This is a genomic window from Gaiella occulta, assembly GCF_003351045.1.
Taxonomy (GTDB): domain Bacteria; phylum Actinomycetota; class Thermoleophilia; order Gaiellales; family Gaiellaceae; genus Gaiella; species Gaiella occulta.
In genome coordinates, this window is the sequence record NZ_QQZY01000005.1 from 94,461 (window position 1) to 116,594 (window position 22,134).

Genomic DNA, 22,134 nt, shown 5'->3' on the forward strand with positions numbered 1-22,134 from the left:
GCGCGCCCGTGGGTCTCGCCGGCGGAGGCGTCACGGTCAGCGGGCGAAGCGGAGCACCGTGCGGTTGCCGGCGACGTCGCGGCCGACGGCGACGAGCGAGCGCACGCGCTTGATGCCGGCCAACGGCAGCGGCCCGGCCGCGGTCGCCTGCAGCACACGGGCGGCGCCGTTGACGCGCACCGTCACCGTGGCCGCCTCGGAGACCCACAGCCTCGCCGGCCGGCCCGCGAGGAGCCGCAGCAGCGGCGGGTGCGCGTCGGTCACGAACGGCAACGCGATCGCGGTGGTGCCGATGGCGTCGGTCGCCTCCACGACGGCGGTGTAGGAGCCGTCGCGCGCCCTGCCGATGCGCTTGCTGCCGTCCCACGAGATCAGCTGCGGGCCGGCTGCGAGCGGGCCCGAGAACGGCGTCGCCACCCACTTGCCTTCGCGGAGCACCCGCACGCGCACCGACGCCGCTGCTGCGAGCTGGAAGCGCACCTGCAGCTCGTCGCCCGAGCCGTCGCCGTTCGGCGTGAACACCGCGGGCCGCACGGCGGCCTCGCCGAGCGTGCGGGTGATCGTCACGGGCGTCTGCTGCGTGACGACCGTCCCGTCCGCGCCGATCGCCGTGACGGCGATCGTGTAGACGCCGTCGGGCTGGCCGAGGCCGTCGAAGACGAGCGCGTGCTCCCCGGGAGGCTGCGGCGCCGCCGGCGCGAGCTCGGCGACCTGCCGGCCGGCGGCATCGAGCAGGGAGACGGTGACGGACGCGTCGGCGGTCGTCGTGTAGGTGATCGTGCTCGTCTCGAGCTGGCCGTCGCCGTTGGGGCTGATCGTCTCGGGATCGGCCGCGAGGCCCGTGACGGCGAGCGCCGCCCCTCCCGGCGCCACCTTCCCGAGCACGCCGCTCGCCGCCGTCGCTCCGGCGACGGCGATGCGCCAGCGCGCGCCGCTGACGACGGCGAGCGACGCGTCCCACGTCCAGTCGACGGACGGGCCCACGCCGGTGCCGGAGGCAACCCCCAGACCCGCCGGGTCGGTGACGGTGACGGTCCACGGGAGCGCCCCCGAGACGCGCGCCCGGAAGCGCACGAGAGCGCCGATTCCCCCGGTCACGCTGGGCTCGTAGATCTTCGGCAGGCCGATCGCCTGCGTGGCGGCGGCGATCTGGTCGAGCCGGGCATAGAGCTTGTTCCCGGGGCACACGGTCAACCCGGTGTCCCGGTGACCCGACACGGCGCGCAGGAGCACGGGAACGCCCACGGGGAACCGCTCGCTGCCGCCGGAGACGACCGTCGTCGTCGAGAGCGGGTCGACGTGGGCGAGGTCGAGACGCCAGGCGAGCAGCCGCGTCAGCGCGCTCTCGGCGGCGGGGGTGACGTCGGCATCCGAGAACGTGCCGATGACCGCGACGCCCACCGAACCGGTGTTGAAGCCCTTCGCGTGGGCGGCGACGACGTTTCGGTCGATACCGCCGTAGCGGCCCTCGTAGACGGTGCCGTAACGGTCGACGAGGAAGTTGTAGCCGATGTCGTTCCAGCCGTTCGCCTTCACGTGGTAGAGCTCGATCCCGCGCATGATCGCGGCGGCCTCGGCCGGCGAGTAGCTGTTCGTGCCCGCCGTGTGGTGCACGATCGCATAGCGCACGGCGCTCGCATACTCCGGCTCGCCGTGGCGGATCGACTCGTCCGCGCCCCAGCCGCTGCGCGGCACGATGGGCGGGGCGCCGGCGATGCTCAGCGTGCGCAGGGGCACGCGCAACTCGGGACTGCGCACGAACGAGGCGCGCAGCGCCGTGACGGTTCCCCTCGTGCGGTAGCGGATCGCTGTCGAGGGCCCGACCCATGTGGGGTTGCCGAGCTGCCACCCGCGGGCGGCGCGCGCCTCGGCGCTGCGCGCGTCGGGAAGATCCTCGGCCTCCGGCGCGGCGGGCAGCCAGGCGCCCCAGCGACCCGCAACCGACCGCACCTGGAACGAGACGGTGCCGCTGCCGCGCCAGCGCAGCCCGACGAGGTCGAAGCGGGTGGGCGCCGCGGCCGCGGGCAGGCGCTCGCCGTGGAGAGGGACGTCGCGCGTGACCAGCGACGCCAGACCGGCCGACGCAGCAGCGGGCAGCGCGAGCGCGGCCAGGGTGACGGCGATGATGGAGGTGACGACAGTCTTCACGGCGGGATCCCAGGGTGACGCAGGACGGGGCCTTGCACAAGGGATTCGACGCCTCCCTGATAGAATCCTTACCGTCGTGAGACCGCCGCTTTTGCGGGGATTTTTACTTGTGCTCGCGGCCGTTGCCGCAGCGCTGCTGCTCACGGCGCCCGCTTCGGCGGCGCCCCCGCGCGTGCTCGTCGTCGTGTTCGACAACGACGTCAACCCCGTCACGCAGGACTACGTGCAGGATCAGGTGCGGCGCGCCGAGCGGGGCGGCTACGACGCGGTCGTGCTCGAGATGGACACGCCCGGCGGGCTCGGCTCCTCGATGCGGGCGATCGTGAAGACGCTCCTCGCCGCGAAGGTGCCCGTGATCGTGTACGTGGCGCCCGGCGGCTCGAGCGCCGATTCGGCGGGCGCCGTCATCGGCCAGGCCGCGGACGTGCTGGCGATGGCGCCGCAGACGAACATCGGCTCCTCCACCCCGATCACGACGGGAGGCCAGGACTTCTCGAAGGACCTCCGCCGCAAGATCGTCAACGACGCCGCCGCCTACATCGCCGAGCTCGCGCGGGAGCACGGCCGCAATGCCGCGGCGGCGGAGGCGATGGTGCGCGACGCGGCGAACTTCGGTGCCAGGGAGGCGGCGGCGAAGAACATCGTCGACTTCGTCGCCCCGAGCCTGTCGGCGCTCCTCGAGCGCAGCGACGGCCGCGTCGTGCAGCCGAAGGGACTGACGTTGCGGACGGCCGGAGCGAGCGTCGAGCGGGTGGAGATGTCGGCGTGGAAGAAGGCGCTCGACCTGCTCATCGACCCGAACGTGATCGCGCTGATGCTGTCGCTCGGGCTCGTCGGCATCCTCGTCGAGCTGTGGAATCCGGGCCTGATCTTCCCCGGCACGGTCGGCGCGATCTCGCTCGTGGTCGGGCTGTTCGGGCTCCAGGTTCTCCCCATCTCGGTCGCCGGCGCGCTGCTGCTGCTGCTCGCCGTCGCGTTCTTCGCTAGCGAGCTCTTCGTGCCGAGCCACGGCGCGCTCACCGCGGCCGGCGCCGTGACGTTCGTGATCGGCGCTCTCATGCTTTTCGACCCGGCAGGACCGGCCTATCAGGTCTCGCTGTGGACGGCGCTCGGCATCGCGGGAGCGCTCGCTCTCCTGCTCGGCGCCGCCCTCTCGCGCGTCGTCAAGGCGCGCCGCAATCCGGTCGAGGTCGGAATCGGCCGGCTGGTCGGAGAGGAGGCCCTCGTGCGCCGCGACGGGCTCGTGCTCGTCGGGGGTGAGCTGTGGCGCGCTCGCCGCGCGGACGGCGAGCCGCTCGTTCCCGGCGAGCGCGCCGTCGTCGAGGCCGTCGAGGAAGGCCTCCGACTCGTCGTAGGATCCACTCACCGCAACGGAAGGGATCGACCGTGTCCATCGCACTGATCGTCGTCGGCGTCATCCTGCTTCTGCTCGTCCTGCTCCTCTCCGCGACCGTGAAGGTGGCACGCGAGTACGAGCGTGGCGTCATCTTCCGCCTCGGCCGGCTGCTGCCAGAGCCCAAGGGGCCGGGTCTGTTCATCCTCATCCCGGTCGTCGACCGCATGGTGAAGGTCGACCTGCGCACCGTGACGCTGAACGTGCCGCCGCAAGAGGTGATCACCAAGGACAACGTCCCGGTGCGCGTCAACGCCGTCGCATACTTCCGCATCGTCGAGCCGAAGGCGGCGATCGTGCAGGTCGAGAACTACATGAACGCGACGTCGCAGATCTCGCAGACGACGCTGCGCTCGGTGCTCGGCCAGCACCAGCTCGACGAGCTCCTCTCGGAGCGGGACAAGATCAACGCGATCCTGCAGTCGATCATCGACGAGGCGACCTCGCCGTGGGGCATCAAGGTGTCGATCGTCGAGGTGAAGGACGTCGAGATCCCGTCGGACATGCAGCGTGCGATGGCACGGCAGGCGGAGGCGGAGCGGGAGCGGCGCGCGAAGGTGATCTCGGCCGAGGGGGAGTACCAGGCCTCCGAGCGCCTCAAGGACGCGGCGGCCGTGATGGCGCAGGAGCCGATCACCGTGCAGCTCCGCTACCTGCAGACACTGCTCGAGATCGGGTCGAACAACAACTCGACGATCGTGTTCCCGATCCCGATCGACCTCCTCACCGCGCTCGCGAACAAGGCGGAGGGCTCGGCGTAGACCTTCGCCGCGACCCGCTCTCAGGGCGTCTCGCGGTCGTCGCGCCGGGCCGTCGCCACCGTCCCGGCGCGGCGCCCGAGCGCCTGCCCGAGCCGAACGCCGAGGAGATCGGCGCGTGTCCGTTCTGCGCCGGGCGCGAGGATCGCACGCCGCCGGAGACGCTGCGCCTCGGGACCGGCCCGTGGGACGTCCGCGTGGTGCCGAACCTCTATCCGGCGTTCGAGCGCCAGGAGGTCGTGATCCACGCGCCGCGGCACGTGCGTTCGCTCGCCGAGCTCACGGCCGCCGAGCTCGCTCTCGTCGCCGAGGCGTGGAGGCTGCGGGCGGCCGCGGCTGCGCGAGACGGGTTCCCGGCCCTGCACGCCTTCGTGAACGAAGGTGCGGCCGCCGGCGCGAGCCTGCCGCACTCGCACTCGCAGCTCGTGTGGCTGCGCGAGCTCCCGCCAGCGGTCGTCGCGGAGCAGGAGGCCGCGGCGGGGTGCCGCCTGTGCGCTCTCCTCGCTGCCGAGCGCGGAGCCGGAGACCGCGTCGTCGTCGAGCGAGACGGGCTCGTCGCGCTGTGCCCCGCCGCCGGGCGCGTTCCCTACGAGATCCTCGTCGCGCCGGCGGTGCACGGCGGCGGCGGCTTCGGGCCGGCGCTGGACGGCGCGCTCGCGCTCGCCGCCGACCTCGTGCGCGCGCTCCAGGCGGCCGAGGGCCACGTGGCCTGGAACCTCTGGCTCCACAGCGGCGACCACTGGCACGTGGAGATCCTGCCGCGGCTCGCGACCTTCGGCGGCGTCGAGCTCGGTGCCGGCATCTACGTGCTCGCGGTCGCGCCGGAGGACGCCGCCGCCGCGCTGCGCGAACGTCTGCCGTAGCAGCGGACGCTACAGGTCGTCGTCCGCTGGATCGTCCGGATCGGCTTCGCCCGCGCCGATGTCGTCGCCATCCTCGCCGCGGGCCGCGGACCCAGCGGGAAGCGCCGCATCGGACGTCGCCTCGACAGGATCCCCGTCGTCGTCGTCCGACCCCACCACCGGCGCCAGGCTGGAGACGTGCTCGCCCTCGCGCAGGCGCATCACGATCACGCCCTGCGTGGCGCGCCCCGAGCGCTTGATGCCGTCGACGGCCATGCGGATGACGGTGCCGCCGTCGGAGATCAGCATCACCTGATAGCCCTCGCGGACGATGCGGGCGCCGGCGAGGCGGCCCTTGCCCTCGACGAGCTGGGCCGTCTTCACGCCCATCGTGCCGCGGCCCTTGACAGGGTACTCGGACACGCGCGTGCGCTTGCCCCAGCCGTTCTCGGTCACGACGAGCAGGTCCGCGTCGTCTGCCGCGATGTCGACCTCGATCACCTCGTCCCCGGCGCGCAGCTTCATGCCCGCGACGCCGGAGGCAGGCCGCCCCATCGGGCGCACATCCTTCTCGTGGAAGCGCACCGCCTGGCCGAGCCGCGACACCATCAGGATGTCGTCGTCGCCGTCCGAGAGGCGGACGCCGACGAGCTCGTCGTCCTCGCGCATCTTCAGGGCGATGATGCCGTCGGCCTTGAGCGGCGTGTTGTACTCGAGGAACGCCGTCTTCTTGACGACGCCCCTCCTGGTCGCGAAGACGAGGTACTTCGACTCCCTGTAGTCGCGCGTGGCGATCACGGCGCGGATGTACTCGTCCTGGCGGAACGGCAGCAGGTTCACGATCGCGCGGCCCTTCGACTGGCGCGAGCCGAGCGGCAGCTCGTGCACCTTGAGCCGGTACACCTTGCCGACGGTGGTGAAGAAGAGGATGTAGTCGTGCGTCGAGGCGACGAACAGGTGCTCGATGTAGTCGTCGTCCTTCATGTCCATCCCCATCACCCCGATGCCGCCGCGTCGCTGCTCGCGGTAGGTGGTGACGGGAAGGCGCTTGATGTAGCCCGAGCGCGTGATCGCGATCACCATGTCCTCCTCGGCGATCATGTCCTCGAGCTCGAGTGAGTCCTCGCCCACGACGATCTCGGTGCGCCGATCGTCGCCGCGGCCGTAGATGTGCTTGATCTCGAGCAGCTCCTCGCGGATCAGCGCGTCGACGCGGGCCGGGTCGCCGAGGATGGCGCGCAGCTCGGCGATGCGCTCCTGCAGGTCGGCGAACTCGTCCTCGATCTCCTTGCGCGCCAGTCCGGTGAGGCGCGCAAGCCGCAGGTCGAGGATCGCCTGGGCCTGGATCTCCGACAGCCCGAACTGCTCCATCAGGCCCGTGCGCGCGGCGTCGGTGTCGTCGGAGCCGCGGATGAGGGCGATGACGGCGTCGAGATGGTCGAGCGCGATCAGGTAGCCCCGGAGGACGTGGGCGCGCTTCTCGGCCTGGCGCAGCTCGAACTTCGAGCGGCGGGTGACGATCTCGCGCTGGTAGTCGAGGTAGTGCGTGATGAGCTCGAGCAGCGACAGCGTGCGCGGCACGCCGTCGGCCAGCGCGACGGCGTTGTAGCCGAATGTCGTCTGCAGGGCCGTGTGCTTGAACAGCTTGTTGAGGACGACCTGCGGGATCGCGTCGCGCTTCAGCTCGATCTGGATGCGCATGCCGCTCTTGTCCGAATGGTCGGCGAGATCGGAGATCTCGGTGATCACCTTCTCGTGCACGAGGTCGGCGATCTTCTTGATCACGCCCGAGTCGCCGCCCTTCTTGACGCCGTAGGGCAGCTCCGTGACGACGATGGCGCTCTTGCCGCCCCGCAGCTCCTCGACGTGAGCGCGGGCACGCATGACGATGCGGCCGCGGCCGGTGCGGTATGCGTCGCGGATGCCGGAGCGGCCGACGACGATCGCGCCGGTCGGGAAATCGGGCCCGCGCAGGTGCTTGATGAGGTCGTCGACGCTCGCGTCGGGCTTGTCGATCAGCTGCACGGTGGCGTCGATCGTCTCGCCGAGATGGTGCGGCGGAATGTTCGTCGCCATGCCGACGGCGATGCCGGAGGAACCGTTGACGAGCAGGTTCGGGAACCGCGACGGGAGCACGGCGGGCTCCTTGCGGGACTCGTCGTAGTTGGGCCCGAAATCGACCGTGTCCATGTCGATGTCGCGCAGCATCTCGGTGGCGAGTCGCGTCAGGCGGGCTTCGGTGTAGCGCATCGCGGCTGCGGGATCGTCGTCCAGCGAACCGAAGTTGCCCTGGCCGTCGACGAGCGGGTAGCGCAGCGAGAACGGCTGCGCCATGCGCACGAGGGTGTCGTAGATGGCGGAGTCGCCGTGCGGGTGGTACTTCCCCATCACGTCGCCGACGACGGCTGCGCTCTTCTTGTACGGGCGGTTCGGCTGCATGCCGGCCTCGTGCATGCCGTAGAGCACGCGCCGGTGCACCGGCTTGAGGCCGTCGCGCACGTCCGGCAGGGCGCGGCTCACGATCACCGACATGGCGTAGTCGAGGAAGCTCGAGCGCATCTCCAGCTCGAGCTCGCGCGGCTCGACGCGGCCGGCGCCGAGAGGCTCGCTCACGTCAGACATCGAGGAACTTCACGCCCTTCGCGTTCTGCTCGATGAACAGACGGCGCGGCTCCACCTGGTCGCCCATCAGCATCGAGAACACCTCGTCGGCGGCGGCCGCGTCGTCGACCTCGACCTTGAGCAGCATCCGTCGCGCCGGGTCCATCGTCGTCTCCCACAGCTGCTCCGGGTTCATCTCGCCGAGCCCCTTGAAGCGGGAGATGTGCATCCCCTCCTTGGCGAGCTCGAGCGCGCGCTCGCGCAGCGCGCCGAACGTCTCGGCGGAGTCGGTCTTCTTCCCGTAGGAGAGCTGGAACACCGGCAGCCCGACGATCTCGGCGAGCCGCTCGTATGCGCGGCGCAGGTTGACGTAGGCGGGCGAGGAGAGCAGCGATCCGGGCAGGACGACGTGCTCGGCGGCGCTCGTCTCCGTCTCGACGATCTTCACGAGGAGCCTGTCCTCGAGGCGCTCGGTCACGGTGAGCTCGTAGCCGTTAGCGGGCATGTTCCGGATCAGGCTCTCCGCCTCGGCCGGCGTGCTCGCGTCGGCCTCGACGAGACGGTGCTCGATGACGAAGTCGGCGGCGCCCGGGAACTCGCTCGCGAGCTTCGCCTGCCAGGCCTCGAGCTCCGCGAGCGCGCGCGTGAAGCGCTGGTAGCGCGCCTCGCTGAGGACCACCTCCTCGCCGTCGCGGGACGTGATCGCGATGTCCTTGACGCGCTCGCGTACGAGCAGCTCCTCGAGCTGGCTGTCCTTCTCGAAGTACATCTCCTGGTTGCCGAGCTTGACGTGGTAGAGCGGCGGCACCGCGATGTAGATGTGGCCGGCCTCGACGAGCTCGCGCATGGTGCGGTAGATGAAGGTGAGGATGAGCGTGCGGATGTGGGCGCCGTCGACATCGGCGTCGGTCATCACGATGATGCGGCCGTAGCGGATGTTCTCGATGGCGAACTCGTCGCCGAAGCCGGTGCCGATGGCGGTGATCATCGCCTGGATCTCGTTGTTCGAGAGCACCTTGTTGATGCGGTTCTTCTCGCTGTTGATGATCTTCCCGCGTAGAGGCAGGATCGCCTGGTAGGTACGGTCGCGCGCCTGCTTGGCGGACCCGCCGGCGGAGTCGCCCTCGACGATGTAGAGCTCGCACAGGTCGGCGTCCTTGAGCGAGCAGTCGGCGAGCTTGCCCGGCAGCGACGAGTTCTCGAGCGCGGACTTGCGCCGCGTCAGCTCGCGCGCCTTGCGCGCCGCCTGCCGCGCGCGGGCGGCGGACACCGCCTTCGTGATGATCTGCCGCGCCTCGTTCGGGTTCTCCTCGAGGAACTCGGCGAGCTTCTGGTTCACCGTCTGCTCGACGAGGCCCTTGACGCCGGGGTTGCCGAGCTTCGTCTTCGTCTGCCCCTCGAACTGCGGGTCGCGCAGCTTGACCGAGATGACGGCGGCCAGACCCTCGCGCACGTCCTCGCCCTCGAGGTTGTCCTCCTTCTCCTTCAGCAGCCCCTTGTCACGGGCGTACTTGTTGAGCGTGCCCGTGAGCGCCGCCTTGAAGCCGGACAGGTGCGAGCCGCCCTCCGTCGTGTTGATGTTGTTCGCGAACGAGAACACCGACTCGACGTAGGACGTGTTCCACTGCATGGCGACTTCGACGGAGCCCTGGTCGGTCTCCCCTTCGAAGTAGATGACGTGCTTGTGCACCGGCTCCTTCGACTCGTTCACGTGGGCGACGAAGTCGCGGATTCCGCCCTCGTAGTGGAACTCGACGGTCTGGCCGCCGGCGCGCTCGTCGCGCAGCACGATCCTCAGCGCACGCGTCAGGAACGCCGTCTCGCGCAGCCGCTGCATCAGCGTCGAGACCGAGAACTCCGTCTCCTCGAAGATCTCCCTGTCGGGCAGGAAGGAGATCGTCGTGCCGGTGTCGGCGGCGGCGCCCACGACCTCCATGTCGCCCTGCGGCACTCCGCGCGCGAACTCCTGCCGGTAGACCTTCCCGTCCCTGCGCACCTCGGCGACGAGCCACTCCGACAGCGCGTTGACGACCGAGACGCCGACGCCGTGGAGCCCGCCCGAGACCTTGTACCCGTCGCCGCCGAACTTGCCGCCCGCGTGGAGCTTCGTCAGCACGACCGTCAGCGCGGAGAGGCCCTGATCCTCGATCGTGTCCACGGGGATGCCGCGGCCCGCGTCGCGCACCGTGATCGAGTTGTCGGGATGGATCGTGACGTCGACGCTCTCGTTGTGTCCCGCGAGCGCCTCGTCGACTGCGTTGTCGACGACCTCGTAGACGAGGTGGTGCAGGCCCCGCGGACCGGTCGAGCCGATGTACATGCCGGGGCGGAGCCGGACCGGCTCGAGCCCTTCCAGGACCGTGATGTCCTTTGCGGTGTAGTCCGTCTCCGTCAAGGGTGCCAGGTCGCTTTCTGATAGACGAAAAGCCCTGCAAATAGGGCTTTTGTTGGCGAGAACAAGTGTATCAGAAACGCCGGTCGGCGGCGGCCCTGGCAAGGCTCGCGGCGGCCGCGCGGGCGACGCTCTCGCGCAGCTGCGGGTCCTCGATCGCGGCGGCGATCGCGGCGGCGGCGCGGCGTTCCTCCTCCCCGGGCATGGGGCGCGGCGGCCGGCGCTGCTCGGGCGGCGCGGCGGCGGCGGCGGGCACCGGGCCGGGTGCGAAGCGCAGGCCGGTGAGCCCTGCCGCGGGCGCGGCCAGCGCGAGCTCGTGCTGGATCTGCGCAGCGAGATGGCCGAGCTCGAAGGCCCACGTCGATGAGACGGTCGCGACGTGCAGCACGCCGTCCCGCGTCATGCGTCGGGGCCAGGCGGCGCGTGCGATAGCGTCGCCGACCGCGCCCGGCCAGGCACGCGTGAGATCGGCGAGCGCGCCCACGTCGGGGACGCCGACCGTGCGCAGTGCCCCCCGGACGCTGTCTGCGAGCCTGTCCATCAGCCGCCGCGAACGGAGCCGGGGACGACGGTGAGGAGCTGCGCCGGGGCGAGCGGCAGCGCCTCGGCTCCGGTTGCCGTGATCACGGCCTGGCCGCCGCTGCCGATGTGCTCGCTGAGGATCCTGCGGCGCCCCGCGTCGAGCTCGGAGAGGACATCGTCGAGCAGCAGCAGCGGCGACACACCCCTGCGCGAGCGCAGCAGCTCCGCCTCCGCCAGCAGCAGTGAGAGCACGGCGAGTCGCTGCTCGCCCTGCGATCCGAATGTCCGCAGGTCGCGATCTCCCGCGCGGACGGCGATGTCGTCGAGGTGCGGGCCGAGACCCGTGCTGCCCCGCTCCACGTCGCGCTCCAGCCGCTGCTCGAGCGCCGACACGGTGGGGGCCTCGGACGCGTAGTCGAGGCGCCCGCCCGCGAGGCCGAGCTCGCCCGCTCGCTCGCAGAATCCGGGCTGCAGCAGATCGAGGGTGTCCCGTCGCGCGGCGACGAGCGCGGCCGCAAGGTCGGCCACCCGGGCGCTCCACGGGGCTACCGCGTCGCGGGACGAGAGCCCCGCGGCCACGCGGCGCAGGGCGGCGTTGCGTTGGCCGACGGCTGCCGCATAGGCCACGGGGAGCGTCGCGCGGGCGGGGTAGAGCCGGCCGAGCGTGCGGTCGAAGTAGGCACGCCTCGCGGCGGGCCCTCCCTTCACGACGGCAAGCCGGTCGGGGGTGAACACGAGCGTGGAGATCTCGGCGCGCAGATGCTCAGTCGACTGCACGGCGGCCCCGTTGAGGCAGGCCCGTTTGGGGGCATCCAACCCGAGCGTGACCTCCAGGAGCATCGGTGTGGACCCTCGCTCGCCGCTGAGGGCGACACGGGCGGCGGCGGCGCCGTAGCGGATCAACTGCGCATCCGAGCGGGTGCGGGGCGAGAACCCCTGTGTGCCGAGGTGGAGCGATTCGAGCAGGTTCGTCTTGCCGGCCCCGTTCTCGCCCGTGACGAGGACGAGTCCCGGCTCGAGCTCGAGCTCGAGCCGGGCGTACGACCGGAAGTCGCGGAGCGTGACCTCGCGGACGATCAGCCGGCGAGCCGGATCGGCATGATGAGGTACCAGAAGGCATCTCCGTCGGCGCTGATCAGCCCGGGGCGCAGCGGGTTGATCAGCTTCAGGCGCACGGTGTCGCCGCTCACCGAGTCGACGCCGTCGGCGAGGAACTCGGCATTGAACCCGATTTCGAGCGGCTCACGGCTATAAGCGACGGGGATCGACTCGCGCGTCTCGCCGACGTCCTGGCTCTGCGCCGACACCGTCAGCTCGCCGTCGGCGAAGCGCAGCCGCAGTGGCGCGTTGCGTTGCGCCATCACGGCAGCGCGGCGCACGACGTCGCGGAACTCCACTCGCGGCAGCTCCACTTCGACCTCGAACGACTCGGGCAGCAGCCGGTTCACGTCGGGAAACTGCCCGTCGATCCTGCGCGTCGTGAGCCACGAGTCACCTGCGCCGAAGACGACGGTGTTCTCGTTCGCTCCGAGCTGGACGGTCTCCGTGCCGGCTGCCAGGCGGGCGAGCTCTGTCAACGCACGCGCCGGGATGATCGCCTCGAGCTCGGGTCCCGCCTCCTGCAGCTCCGTCTCCTTGAACGACAGTCGGTACGAGTCCGTGGCGGCCATGATCAGCCGTGTGCCCTCGAAGCGCACCTGGATACCGGTGAGCACGGGCCGCGACTCGTCACGCGAGGCGGAGCGGGACACACGGTCGACCGTATCGAGCAACGAGGGGGTGGCGACGGCGTGCAGCGGGACGTCGATCGCCGGCAGGCGCGGGAAGTCCTCGGCGGCGTAGACGTTGAGCCGCGAGGTGTAGCTCCCCGAGGAGACCGTGGTAACACCCTCGTCCGGCCGGTATTCGATCGTCACATCCGCCGCCGGAAGAAGACGTGCGAGGTCGACGAGAAGCTTGCCGGGGACGACGACCGCGCCCTCACCCTCGACACTGGCCGGCAATGTCGTACGCAGGGAGAGCTCCATGTCGGTGGCGGCCAGTTCCAGCGCCCCCGCCTGAGCGCGCAGGAGGACGCCGGCGAGCACCTGGACCGTCCCGCGCGACGAGACGACACGCGAGACAGCACCCAGACGCGTCACGAGGTCGTCGCGGGAACAGGTGATCTTCAGGCTGGATGCGACCGCGATGTCTGTTTCCATCATGAGTTAGAGAACCTCTCGTAGTAGTACGTAGAGAGTGTGGACGATGGGGATGACGGTCTCCAGTCCCGCAACCATGCGCTTGTGGCCGGTGGGACCCGCTGGGGGCGGATCACTCCGGTCCCACAGTCCCGAGACGGCATGTGCGCGGGTCCCACAGATCACCTGCTGTGCTTGATGCGGGCTGTGAGGTCCTGGACGAGGTTGTACACAGATCTGTCCTCGGAGATGAGTCGCGTGATCTTCGACGTCGCATGGATCACGGTCGTGTGGTCTCGCCCGCCGAACTCCTTGCCGATCTTCGGAAGAGAGGCGTCGGTGAGCTCGCGCGAGAGGTACATCGCAACCTGCCGCGGGTAGGCGATCGACTGCGAACGCTTCTGGCTGCAGAGCTCGGCGACCGTCATCCCGAAACGATCGGAGACGGCCTCCTGGATAGAGGCGATCGTCACCGCGGGAACGGGGTTCCCCTGCGGGAAGAGATCGCGCAGAACCTGCTCGGCGAGCTCGACGGTGAGCGACAGGCCCGTGAGGGAGGAAAAGGCGACGACGCGCGTGAGCGCACCCTCGAGTTCGCGGATGTTCGTCGAGACACGGCCTGCGATGAACGTGAGCACCTCGGGATCGCGGATGTCGATGCGGTCGGTGGTCACCTTCTTGCGTAGGATCGCGATACGCGTCTCGAGGTCGGGCGGCTGGATGTCGGTGATCAATCCCCACTCGAAGCGCGAGCGCAGGCGTTCCTCGAGGGTTGCGATCTCCTTCGGAGGCCGGTCGGACGAGATGACGATCTGGCGACCCGCCTCGTAGAGCGAGTTGAAGGTGTGGAAGAACTCCTCCTGGATCCGCTCCTTGCCTTCGAAGAACTGGATGTCGTCGACGAGCAGGACGTCATAGGTGCGATAGCGCTGCTTGAAGCCCTCGATGCGCTTGTCGCGGAGCGAGTTGATGAAGTCGTTCATGAACGTCTCGCTCGTCACGTACCGGGTCGTGAATCCCCTGGAGTGCTCGCTCACGTACTGGCCGATCGCTTGCAGGAGGTGTGTCTTCCCGAGCCCTGTGCCGCCGTAGATGAAGAGGGGGTTGTAGGCTTGTGCCGGGGCTTCGGCGACCGCGAGCGCGGCAGCGTGGGCGAAGCGGTTCGATGACCCGATCACGAATAGGTCGAAGGTGTACTTCGGGTTCGTCGCCGTCGCCGGGGCCGTGCCGGGCTCGACGACCGTCCGTGTCGCCGGGTGGTCGACGAGCTCGCCGGGCACAGCCTCCACCTCGCGGACCGTGAGGAGAACGCGAACGTCGCGGCCGAGCGCATCGCGCGCCGCCGCCTTGACGAAGCCGAGAAAGTGACCCTCGATCCACTCCCGCGTGAAATCGTTCGGCACGACGAGCGAGAACACGCCGTCGCCGAGCGTGCCCGCGCTCGCGTCCCCGAACCAGGTCGTATAGGTGGTTTCGTTGAGGGCCTCCCTGAGCCGGCCGGAGACATCGCCCCACAGGTGTTCGGCAGTCGGCTCGGCGGTGTGCTCCACCCTTCGGAGGCTCCTTTCACGGTCGTGGGGAGGGCGAGCATAGCAGCGTTCGGACGCGCTGCCCAGTGATCTCAGAAGCCGCTCAAAGCCTCGAAAAAAAGCCGTATTTGCAGCATATTCCAGTGATCCACACGACTATCCACAGCTGTGGATAGTCATGCTCCGGGATCCTCGCAGGGCAACGCCCTTTGCGCAGGTGCAGCACTTTACGAGCCCCATCTTCTCCACGTGCCTGTGGAAAAGTCGGCGGCTGCGGACCCTCGTCTATACTGGCGCCTCGGCCGCGCCCGAGCACGGCGCCGCACATGACGTCCTGACCGAGAGAGCCCATCCGTGAAACGCACCTACCAGCCCAACGTCCGCCGCCGGAAGCGCAAGCATGGCTTCCGCGCGCGCATGTCGACGCGCGCCGGACAGATGATCCTCAAGCGCCGCCGCGCCAAGGGGCGCAAGCGCCTCTCGGCCTGAGCGCTCACCTTGCAGTGAAGCGCCGGTACCGCCTGTCCCGCTCGCGGGACTTCGACGCCGTCTACCGGCAGGGCCGCTCGGTCTCGACCCGGTTCCTGACCCTGCACTGGTTCCCGCGCGAGGACGACCCGGCCGGCTCGCCGCGCCTCGGTCTCGCGGTACCCCGGGCCGTCGGCAACGCCGCCGCACGCAACCGTCTCAAGCGGCAGCTGCGGGAGACCTGGCAGGAGCTCGCAGGCGACGTGCCCAGCGGCCGCGACTACGTTCTCGTCGCCCGCGCGGGCATCGCCGAGCCCGCCGACACGCGCGGGCACGGATGGCTCGTCGAGCAGGTCGCGGACGTGCTCGGCAAGGCGGCCGCATGAGGGTCGTCGGCATCGCGCTCGTGTACGTCTGGCGCTACAGCTTCGGTCTGCTGACGCCGTCCGGCACCTGCAAGTACCACCCGAGCTGCTCGCAGTACGCAATCGATGCGTTCCGGGCCCACGGGCTGGCCAGGGGAGCCGTGCTCGCCGGCTGGCGCGTCCTGCGCTGCAACCCGTGGAGCCACGGCGGCGTGGACTACGCGGAGCACGCGAAGCTCTTCGAGCGGCGCGCGCGACGGAGGCACGCGTGAGGCTGCTCGCCATCACGAGCCCGCTGCGGCCGCTCGAGAACGCTCTCCAGGACGTCCTCGTATGGCTTCACCAGACGGTCGGCTTCTCGTGGGCGTGGTCGATCATCGCGCTGACCGTGATCGTGCGCGTCCTGCTCGTGCCGATCACGGTGCGGCAGATCCATTCGATGCAGAACCTGCAGGCGCACGCGCCCGAGATGAAGGCGATCCAGCAGAAGTGGAAGCACGACAAGCAGCGGCAGAACGAGGAGCTGATGAAGTTCTACCGGGAGAACAAGATCAACCCGGCCGCCTCGTGTCTCCCTATCGTTCTCCAGATCCCGATCTTCATCTCGCTCTTCTACGTTCTGCGCCAGTTCGACGAGCGCGTGCTGCCGACCTACGGCGGCTCGGTCGACTGGCTCGGTCTCGTCAACATCACCGACCCCGTCAAGCACGGCTGGGGACCGCTGCTGCTCGTCATCTACGTGGCGAGCCAGCTGTCGTCCTCGTACTTCATGTCGACGACGATGCAGGGCGCGCAGCGCGTCCTGCTGATGGCACTGCCCATCGTCTTCGTCCCGTTCCTGATCAGCTTCCCGTCGGGCCTCATGCTCTACTGGCTCACGACCAACCTGTGGACGACGGGGCAGGGTCTCGTCACGCGGCGGCTCATGCCGAAGCCGTCGCCGCCCGAGAAGCGCACGTCGCGCGCGCCCGCCAAGGACGATCCCGCCCCGGCCGCGAGCGGCGGCGCCGACGGCAAGGAGCAGCCCGGTCGGGCCGTCACGGCCGCGGGCCGACGTGTTGCCGGCCCGCCCCGGAGGGTCAAGCGCAAGCGCGGGGGCCCGCGCCGGTGAGCGACGAGGTCTCCGTCGAGGCCTCGGGCGAGACCGTCGGCGAGGCGAAGTGGGCCGCCGTACGCGAGCTCGAGCGGCTCCTGCCAGACCTCGATCGCGACTCCGTGCGCTTCCAGGTCGTCAGCGAGGGCGAGCGCGGACTGCTCGGCGTCGGCTACGTGCCCGCCCGCGTCGTCGCCACGGCCGAGCGTCCTCCCGCCGCGCCTCCCGGCCACCCTGCTGCGGCACAGGCGGGCCACGAGGGGGAGGCGGGCCAGGGAGCCCAGGTGCGCGAGCTGCTCGAGCGCGCGGCCGCCGTTGTGGGCGCGGCCGCAACGGTCGAGATCGACGAGGGGGACGACGAGATCGTGGCCACCCTCGTCGGCGCCGACCTCGGCGTGCTCATCGGCCGGCACGGCCAGACGATCGACGCCCTGCAGTACCTCGCCAACGCCATCGGCCACCGCGCGTACGGCGACGAGCGGCTGCCGGTCGTCGTCGACGCGGCAGGCTACCGCGCCCGCCGCAGCGCCACCCTCGAGCAGCTCGCGCGCCGCAGCGCCGAGCGGGCCTGCGCGACCGGCGCGCGCGTCGAGCTCGAGCCGATGACCGCCGTCGAGCGCAAGATCGTGCACGAGCTGCTGAAGGACGATCCCGAGGTCGAGACGGCCAGCGAGGGTACCGAGCCCAACCGCTTCGTCGTGATCCTCCCGCGCCGCTCCGCGGACTGACGCCGCCCTCCCTCGGCCGTGCCCACGGACCTGCTCGAGCGCTGGCTCGCCGCTCTCGTCGCGACACCCGGACTGACGGCGTTGCGCGACTCGACGGCCGCCCGGCGTGTGCTGCTCGACGACGCGCTGCGCGGCGTCGAGCTCGTGGCCGCCGAGAGCGGACCGATCGTCGACGTCGGCTCGGGCGGCGGCACCCCGGGCATCCCCCTTGCCGTCTCGCTTCCCGAGCGGACGACGACGCTGCTCGAGGCGGAGCGCCGCAAGTGCGACTTCCTCGAGCGCTGGACGGAGGAGCTGCCGAACCTGCGTGTCGTCTGGGGGCGTGCCGAGGAGCAGCCGCTCGAGACGTACGGCGTCGCCCTCGCCAAGGCGCTTGCCCATCCATGCACCGCCGCCGAGTGGTGCCTTCCCCTCGTGCGCGAGGGTGGTGCCGCGCTGCTCTGGGTCGGCCCGAGCGCCGATCCGTGTGCGGTGGAGGCGATTGCGCCGCGGCTGGCGGCGCGGCTCGAGGCGGCGCCCGCGGGATTCATGCTCCTGCGCAAGACAGGCCCGACGCCCTCGGGGTTCCCGCGCCGCCCCGGAACGGCGAAGAAGCGACCGCTCACACCGGGCAGCTAGCACCCTCTCGCGCGGAGTGTCGCGTCCGCCGCCGCGGCTAGCCTGGACGCGTGCCCGCCCGCATCTACGCGCTCGCAAACCAGAAGGGCGGCGTCGGCAAGACGACGACCGCCGTCAACCTCGCCGCCTGTCTCGCCGAGGCGGGAGAGCGCTGCCTGCTCGTCGACCTCGACCCGCAGGCCAACGCCACTTCGGGTCTCGGCCAGCGCGCGAACGGGCATTCCACGCACGACCTGCTCGACGGGGCGCCGTTGCGGGAGCTTGCGAGACCGACCGGCTTCCCCAATCTCGACATCGTCCCCTCGAAGCCCGACCTCGCCGCCGCCGCGGTGCAGCTCTCGACGCGCGCGGGAGGCGAGCGCTACCTCGCCGACGCGTTGGCGGGCGCGGCCACGGACGGCTACGGCTACGTCTTCCTCGACTGCCCTCCCGCCTTCGGCCCGCTCACCGTCAACGCCCTCGCCGCGGCCGACCGCGTGATCGTCCCGGTGCAGGCGGAGTACTACGCACTCGAGGGGCTGTCCCAGCTGCTCGGCTCGATCAACCTCGTGAAGGCGCGCCTGAACCCCGGCCTCGCCGTCGCGGGCATCCTGCTGACGATGGTCGACGGCCGCACGCGCCTCGCGGCGGATGTGGAGGAGGAGCTGCGACGCCACTTCGGCGACCTCGTCTTCACGACGTCCGTGCCCCGCTCGGTGCGCCTCGCGGAGGCGCCGAGCCACGGGCTCCCTGCGATCGCCTACGACCGCCGCTCATCCGGCGCGCAGGCCTACTGGAAGGTGGCGATGGAGCTTGTCGACCGTTCCTGAATCTCCGCGGCGAGGCCTCGGCCGCGGCCTCGAGGTGCTGATCGGCGGGGCCGGCGAGTCCGAGCTGCTGCACCTGCCGGTGGAGGCGGTGCACGCGAACCCGCGCCAGCCGCGCCGTCGCTTCGAGCCCGAGGCGACGGCGGGCCTCGCCGCGTCGATACGCCACCAGGGCGTGCTGCAACCGGTCGTCGTGCGCCCGCGCGCCGAGGGCGGCTACGAGCTGATCGCGGGCGAGCGCCGCTGGCGTGCCGCCCGGGAGGCGGGCGTGCCGACGATCCCGGCCGTCGTGCGCCACGCCGACGACCGCGACACGCTGCTGCTCGGGCTCGTCGAGAACGTCGCCCGCGAGAACCTCTCGCCGGTCGAGGAGGCGCGCGCCTACGCCTCCCTGATCGACGAGTTCGAGCTCTCGCTGACCGAGGTCGCGGAGCGCGTCGGCCGCTCCAAGCCCGCCGTCTCCAACCGCGTGCGCCTGCTCGAGCTGCCCGAGGAGGTGCTCTGGATGCTCGTGCGCGGCGAGCTCAGCGAGGGGCACGCCCGAGCCGTGCTCGCGCTGCCGGATGACGACGCCCGCCTGCGGCTCGCAAAGCGGATCGCCCGCGAGGGGATGACCGTCCGCGCCGCGGAGAAGGCGGCGCAGGAAGGCGGGGCACGCCGCAGGCGCACCGCCACGGCGGTCGACCCGGCGCTCGCCGAGCGCGCGCGCGCCGCCGCCGAGCGTCTCACCGGTCTTCCCGCCCGTGTCGCTGCCGGCAGGCTCGAGATCCGCTTCGACGACGAGACCCGTCTCGCGGAGCTCGTGGAGGCGCTCGAGTCGCTGTAGAGGCCGGCTCGCCCGCCGGTCCGGGCATGCGTGTCCGGTACACTCGCGGACCGCGCGGGCGATTAGCTCAGTCGGTTAGAGCGCCGCTCTGATAAGGCGGAGGTCCCTGGTTCGAATCCAGGATCGCCCATCCCTGAAACCCCTGCTCGAGCGGGAGTTTCGTCACCGCTTCGCGCGGGCTACACTGGCCGTAGGGCCCATGCGGGAGATGACTGTCTACGGCGTGAGCTTCGACCTGATCGGCAAGCAGCCGATCGTGCTCCTGAAGACGCAGGACGGCAACACCTTCCTGCCGATCTGGATCGGCCAGCCGGAAGCGGCCGCGATTCTCGCCAAGCTCCAGGGCAGCGACCCGCCGCGGCCGATGACGCACGACCTCGCCGCCACGATCGTCACCTCGCTCGACGCGGAGATCCGCCGGGTCACCGTCACCGAGCTACGGGAGAACACCTTCCACGCGCGCATCACGCTCGTCCAGGGAGGCGCCGAGATCGACATCGACTCGCGCACCTCCGACGCGATCGCTCTCGCGCTGCGCGCGGACGCGAAGATCTTCGCCGCAGACGAGGTGATCGAGGAGTCGGGCGTCGAGTTCGAAGGTGACGAGGGCGAGGCGTCGCGGCACCTGACCGGCCACGACTCGCTCGCCGACCTCGACCCCGCCGAGTTCCGGCGCTTCCTCGACACGGTCACCCCGGAGGACTTCGCCACCGGGACGGACGAGGAGGAGTAGGCCGGCTCAGGCGCCGAGCTCGCGCTTCGTCAGCTCGAGCAGCGCCGTCACGAGGCGGTCGACCCCGCCGGGCGAAAGTGGGCCGGCGTTCGCCGAGGCGAGCCGTTCGCGCAGCCGGCGCTCGCGATCCGGGTCGACGACGTCGAGGCCGAGCTCGGCCTTCAACTGCCACAGCTCGGCCACGAGCTCGAGCCGGCGGTTGACGAGCGCGATCACCCTCTCGTCGTTCTCGGCGATCTGCCGCCGGATCTCGTCGAAGCGGTCGCTCACAGCGAGACCGCCGCGATGAGAGCGGTGCCGTTGAAGATCCCGTGCAGGATCATCGCCGGGTAGACGCTGCCCGTGCGCCAGCGCAGCCAGCCCAGGATGACCCCGAACAGGGACAGCACCGGCAGCGCGACGACGAGGCCGTGGGCGAGGCCGAAGGCGAGGCCGGTGACTGCGACCGCCGGCACGGGGCCGAGGAACGCCGACACGAGGCCGAACCCGACCCCGCGGAAGAGCACCTCCTCGACGAGCGGCGCCGCGAGCGCGACGACGAGGAAGTTCGCGACGAACGGCGCGGCACGGCTGCCGTCCCAGCCGTCGGGAACGAGCCCCTGCTCCTTGCCGGCCTCGAGAGCGAAGTTGAGCACCCAGCCTGCGGCCCAGATCGCAACCAGCGCGAGGACGACGAGGCCGGCGGCGCGTCCCCACGAGGACGGGCGCAGCAGCCCGGGCAGCTCGCGCCCGAGGCCGCGCCCGATGAGCCACGCCGCCCCGAGCATGACGGCGTACTGGACGGCTCCGCCCACCGCCGTCGACCAGCGGTAGAGGAGGTCGTCGGGGGGGTCTCCGCCGGCGAACCGCGACGCGTAGCCGAGCGCGACGAGCGCGCCGACGAGGCCGGACCATGCGACCAGGCGCCCGGCCAGGCGGCGTGCCGGCGTGCCGGCGACCGCTCCGCTCACGGGCGGCTCCGTCTCATGCGACCCAGTACCACAGGGCCCATCTGACCACATAGAAGGCGAGCCCTGCGGCGAGGACCGCCGCCGTCACGAGCCGCGAACGGCGGGAGCGGGTCAGGTGGGCGAGCGCCATGAACGCGGGGAAGACGACGACCGCGAAGCGCTGCAGCGACAGCAGCGGCACCCGGTCGGAGACGAAGCTGAGCGGAAGGGCGACGCTGACAAGCGCGTAGAGGCCGTACGGCGCACCGAATCGCCGCCACGCGACGACGCCGAGCGCCACGAGGGCGAAGGCGAGCGAGAGGTCGCGGAGCTCTACCGCCTCTACCGCCGCCGCGATGCCGCCGACGGGACCGGCGGGCGAGAGCCTCCTCTCCCACACGACCTGCTGGGCGTCGACGAACGCCAGCGGCCGGCCGATCCACAGGCCGAGGACGAGCGGATAGAGCCCGAACAGGAGCGGCGCGACCGCGATCGCGGCGAGCGCGCGCCGCCGCCGCCCGGAGCGCCACGCGAACACCACGAGCGCAGGCAGCAGGGCGACGCCCGCCGAGCGTGTCAGGAGCGCGAGCCCCGCGGCGACGCCGGCGTACGCGAAGCGACCGCGCTCCGCCGCGAGGAACGACGCAACCGCGAGGAGCAGGAAGAGAGACTCGCTGTAGACGGCGCCGAGGAAGAACGAGGTCGGGAAGACGGCGAGGTAGACGAGCATCCAGCGGGCCCCGTCGCCGCCGAGCAGCGGCGCGGCGAGCCGGTAGAGGGCCGCGAAGGCGGCGGCACCCGCCGCGAGCGACACGAGCAGCCCGGCGAGCACGTAGTGGTCGAGCAGGACGCGGCCGAGAGCGCCTGTCAGCAGCGGGTAGAGGGGGAAGAACGCCGGCGTGCTCGACGGCCACGAATAGCCGCGCTCGGCGATCCTGAGGAACCAGTCGCTGTCCCAGCGTGCCCACACGTCGACGGCGCGGCCGAGCTCGTGCAGGCGGGGACTGTCCCAGCGCCCCCGCTGCGGGTTGAGCGAGCCGTCGAGGAGCGCGAGGGCAGCGAGGGCGACGGCCCAGATCGCGAGGCGGCTCCAGAGGAAGAGGCGCAGCGCGGCAGCAGGCGAGCGCCGGTCGTCGTCCACGCGGCTCACGATAACCCGAAGGGCGAGCGGCGCTCCGGCGCGGGCCGCGAGGGCGCGGACGA

General features: G+C 71.0%; 22 protein-coding genes and 1 tRNA gene. 13 read left to right on the top strand and 10 right to left on the bottom strand.

Annotation, left to right across the window (positions count from 1 at the left end; all coding sequences use genetic code 11):
• Window positions 1-36: 36 nt before the first annotated feature.
• A complete protein-coding gene (locus Gocc_RS10880) occupies window positions 37-2,148 on the bottom strand; it encodes an N-acetylmuramoyl-L-alanine amidase (RefSeq protein ID WP_181813589.1) in 2,112 nt (703 codons plus the stop codon).
• Window positions 2,149-2,224: 76 nt separating this feature from the next.
• Here Gocc_RS10880 and Gocc_RS10885 point away from each other — a divergent pair, with 76 nt between their 5' ends.
• The 3 genes from Gocc_RS10885 (at window position 2,225) to Gocc_RS16235 (ending at window position 5,162) form a co-directional block, all read left to right on the top strand.
• Window positions 2,225-3,550 (top strand): NfeD family protein, encoded by a 1,326-nt coding sequence (locus tag Gocc_RS10885; protein WP_181813590.1) that lies wholly within the window; start codon window positions 2,225-2,227, stop codon window positions 3,548-3,550.
• Window positions 3,535-4,302, top strand: coding sequence for a slipin family protein (locus Gocc_RS10890; RefSeq protein WP_220150577.1), 768 nt, complete (start codon window positions 3,535-3,537; stop codon window positions 4,300-4,302). The genes Gocc_RS10885 and Gocc_RS10890 overlap by 16 nt, the downstream gene beginning before the upstream one ends.
• A 194-nt stretch (window positions 4,303-4,496) precedes the next feature.
• Complete coding sequence (locus Gocc_RS16235; protein ID WP_181813591.1) at window positions 4,497-5,162, top strand: HIT family protein; 666 nt, start codon at window positions 4,497-4,499, stop codon at window positions 5,160-5,162.
• A gap of 9 nt (window positions 5,163-5,171) precedes the next feature.
• On the opposite strand, the gene gyrA is transcribed toward Gocc_RS16235, so the two are convergent.
• The 6 genes from gyrA to dnaA all read right to left on the bottom strand — a co-directional run bounded on the left by gyrA (window position 5,172) and on the right by dnaA (window position 14,386).
• Window positions 5,172-7,763: a DNA gyrase subunit A gene (gene gyrA / locus Gocc_RS10900; protein WP_114796598.1), complete on the bottom strand. Its 2,592-nt coding sequence runs from the start codon at window positions 7,761-7,763 to the stop codon at window positions 5,172-5,174.
• A complete protein-coding gene (gyrB, locus tag Gocc_RS10905) occupies window positions 7,756-10,137 on the bottom strand; it encodes a DNA topoisomerase (ATP-hydrolyzing) subunit B (protein ID WP_114796599.1) in 2,382 nt (793 codons plus the stop codon). Before gyrB ends, gyrA begins: the two co-directional genes overlap by 8 nt.
• A 70-nt stretch (window positions 10,138-10,207) precedes the next feature.
• Window positions 10,208-10,675, bottom strand: a complete 468-nt coding sequence (locus Gocc_RS10910; protein ID WP_114796600.1) for a DciA family protein — start codon at window positions 10,673-10,675, stop codon at window positions 10,208-10,210.
• Window positions 10,675-11,769, bottom strand: coding sequence for a DNA replication/repair protein RecF (gene recF / locus Gocc_RS10915; protein WP_114796601.1), 1,095 nt, complete (start codon window positions 11,767-11,769; stop codon window positions 10,675-10,677). Before recF ends, Gocc_RS10910 begins: the two co-directional genes overlap by 1 nt.
• Window positions 11,733-12,860 (bottom strand): DNA polymerase III subunit beta, encoded by a 1,128-nt coding sequence (gene dnaN, locus Gocc_RS10920; RefSeq protein WP_220150578.1) that lies wholly within the window; start codon window positions 12,858-12,860, stop codon window positions 11,733-11,735. The genes recF and dnaN overlap by 37 nt, the downstream gene beginning before the upstream one ends.
• 158 nt (window positions 12,861-13,018) lie before the next feature.
• Window positions 13,019-14,386: a chromosomal replication initiator protein DnaA gene (dnaA, locus tag Gocc_RS10925; RefSeq protein WP_114796602.1), complete on the bottom strand. Its 1,368-nt coding sequence runs from the start codon at window positions 14,384-14,386 to the stop codon at window positions 13,019-13,021.
• Between the two features lie 333 nt (window positions 14,387-14,719).
• Between dnaA and rpmH the strand changes: the two genes are divergently transcribed.
• The 10 genes from rpmH to Gocc_RS10980 all read left to right on the top strand — a co-directional run bounded on the left by rpmH (window position 14,720) and on the right by Gocc_RS10980 (window position 20,002).
• Window positions 14,720-14,854: a 50S ribosomal protein L34 gene (gene rpmH, locus Gocc_RS10930; RefSeq protein ID WP_114796603.1), complete on the top strand. Its 135-nt coding sequence runs from the start codon at window positions 14,720-14,722 to the stop codon at window positions 14,852-14,854.
• 14 nt (window positions 14,855-14,868) lie between these two features.
• A complete protein-coding gene (rnpA, locus tag Gocc_RS10935; protein WP_181813592.1) occupies window positions 14,869-15,219 on the top strand; it encodes a ribonuclease P protein component in 351 nt (116 codons plus the stop codon).
• On the top strand, window positions 15,216-15,470 hold the full coding sequence (gene yidD, locus Gocc_RS10940; RefSeq protein ID WP_114796605.1) for a membrane protein insertion efficiency factor YidD: 255 nt from the start codon (window positions 15,216-15,218) through the stop codon (window positions 15,468-15,470). Before rnpA ends, yidD begins: the two co-directional genes overlap by 4 nt.
• Complete coding sequence (locus tag Gocc_RS16240; protein WP_181813593.1) at window positions 15,467-16,309, top strand: YidC/Oxa1 family membrane protein insertase; 843 nt, start codon at window positions 15,467-15,469, stop codon at window positions 16,307-16,309. Before yidD ends, Gocc_RS16240 begins: the two co-directional genes overlap by 4 nt.
• A complete protein-coding gene (gene jag, locus Gocc_RS16245; RefSeq protein ID WP_181813594.1) occupies window positions 16,306-17,019 on the top strand; it encodes an RNA-binding cell elongation regulator Jag/EloR in 714 nt (237 codons plus the stop codon). Before Gocc_RS16240 ends, jag begins: the two co-directional genes overlap by 4 nt.
• Window positions 17,020-17,037: 18 nt before the next feature.
• Window positions 17,038-17,637 carry a 16S rRNA (guanine(527)-N(7))-methyltransferase RsmG gene (locus Gocc_RS10960; protein ID WP_114796607.1) on the top strand — a complete coding sequence of 200 codons (600 nt, stop codon included), beginning with the start codon at window positions 17,038-17,040 and terminating at the stop codon, window positions 17,635-17,637.
• 50 nt (window positions 17,638-17,687) lie between these two features.
• A complete protein-coding gene (locus Gocc_RS10965) occupies window positions 17,688-18,446 on the top strand; it encodes a ParA family protein (RefSeq protein ID WP_114796608.1) in 759 nt (252 codons plus the stop codon).
• Window positions 18,430-19,269 carry a ParB/RepB/Spo0J family partition protein gene (locus Gocc_RS10970; RefSeq protein WP_181813595.1) on the top strand — a complete coding sequence of 280 codons (840 nt, stop codon included), beginning with the start codon at window positions 18,430-18,432 and terminating at the stop codon, window positions 19,267-19,269. The genes Gocc_RS10965 and Gocc_RS10970 overlap by 17 nt, the downstream gene beginning before the upstream one ends.
• Before the next feature lie 56 nt (window positions 19,270-19,325).
• Window positions 19,326-19,399 (top strand) — tRNA-Ile (locus tag Gocc_RS10975).
• A gap of 69 nt (window positions 19,400-19,468) precedes the next feature.
• Complete coding sequence (locus Gocc_RS10980; protein WP_114796610.1) at window positions 19,469-20,002, top strand: bifunctional nuclease family protein; 534 nt, start codon at window positions 19,469-19,471, stop codon at window positions 20,000-20,002.
• Window positions 20,003-20,008: 6 nt separating this feature from the next.
• On the opposite strand, the gene Gocc_RS10985 is transcribed toward Gocc_RS10980, so the two are convergent.
• The 3 genes from Gocc_RS10985 to Gocc_RS10995 are packed head-to-tail and all read right to left on the bottom strand — an operon-like array spanning window position 20,009 to window position 22,072.
• Window positions 20,009-20,272, bottom strand: coding sequence for a chorismate mutase (locus tag Gocc_RS10985; RefSeq protein WP_181813596.1), 264 nt, complete (start codon window positions 20,270-20,272; stop codon window positions 20,009-20,011).
• Window positions 20,269-20,952: a CPBP family intramembrane glutamic endopeptidase gene (locus Gocc_RS10990; RefSeq protein ID WP_114796611.1), complete on the bottom strand. Its 684-nt coding sequence runs from the start codon at window positions 20,950-20,952 to the stop codon at window positions 20,269-20,271. Before Gocc_RS10990 ends, Gocc_RS10985 begins: the two co-directional genes overlap by 4 nt.
• A 13-nt stretch (window positions 20,953-20,965) precedes the next feature.
• Entirely contained in the window at window positions 20,966-22,072 is a 1,107-nt protein-coding gene (locus Gocc_RS10995; protein WP_181813597.1) for a mannosyltransferase family protein, read from the bottom strand.
• Between the last annotated feature and the right edge of the window lie 62 nt (window positions 22,073-22,134).

Bases quoted from the DNA above. Each gene is read 5' to 3' on its own strand.
- gyrA (WP_114796598.1), bottom strand. From the start codon at position 7,763: ATGTCTGACGTGAGCGAGCCTCTCGGCGCCGGCCGCGTCGAGCCGCGC.
- Gocc_RS10910 (WP_114796600.1), bottom strand. From the start codon at position 10,675: ATGGACAGGCTCGCAGACAGCGTCCGGGGGGCACTGCGCACGGTCGGC.
- dnaN (WP_220150578.1), bottom strand. From the start codon at position 12,860: ATGATGGAAACAGACATCGCGGTCGCATCCAGCCTGAAGATCACCTGT.
- yidD (WP_114796605.1), top strand. From the start codon at position 15,216: ATGAGGGTCGTCGGCATCGCGCTCGTGTACGTCTGGCGCTACAGCTTC.
- Gocc_RS10980 (WP_114796610.1), top strand. From the start codon at position 19,469: ATGCGGGAGATGACTGTCTACGGCGTGAGCTTCGACCTGATCGGCAAG.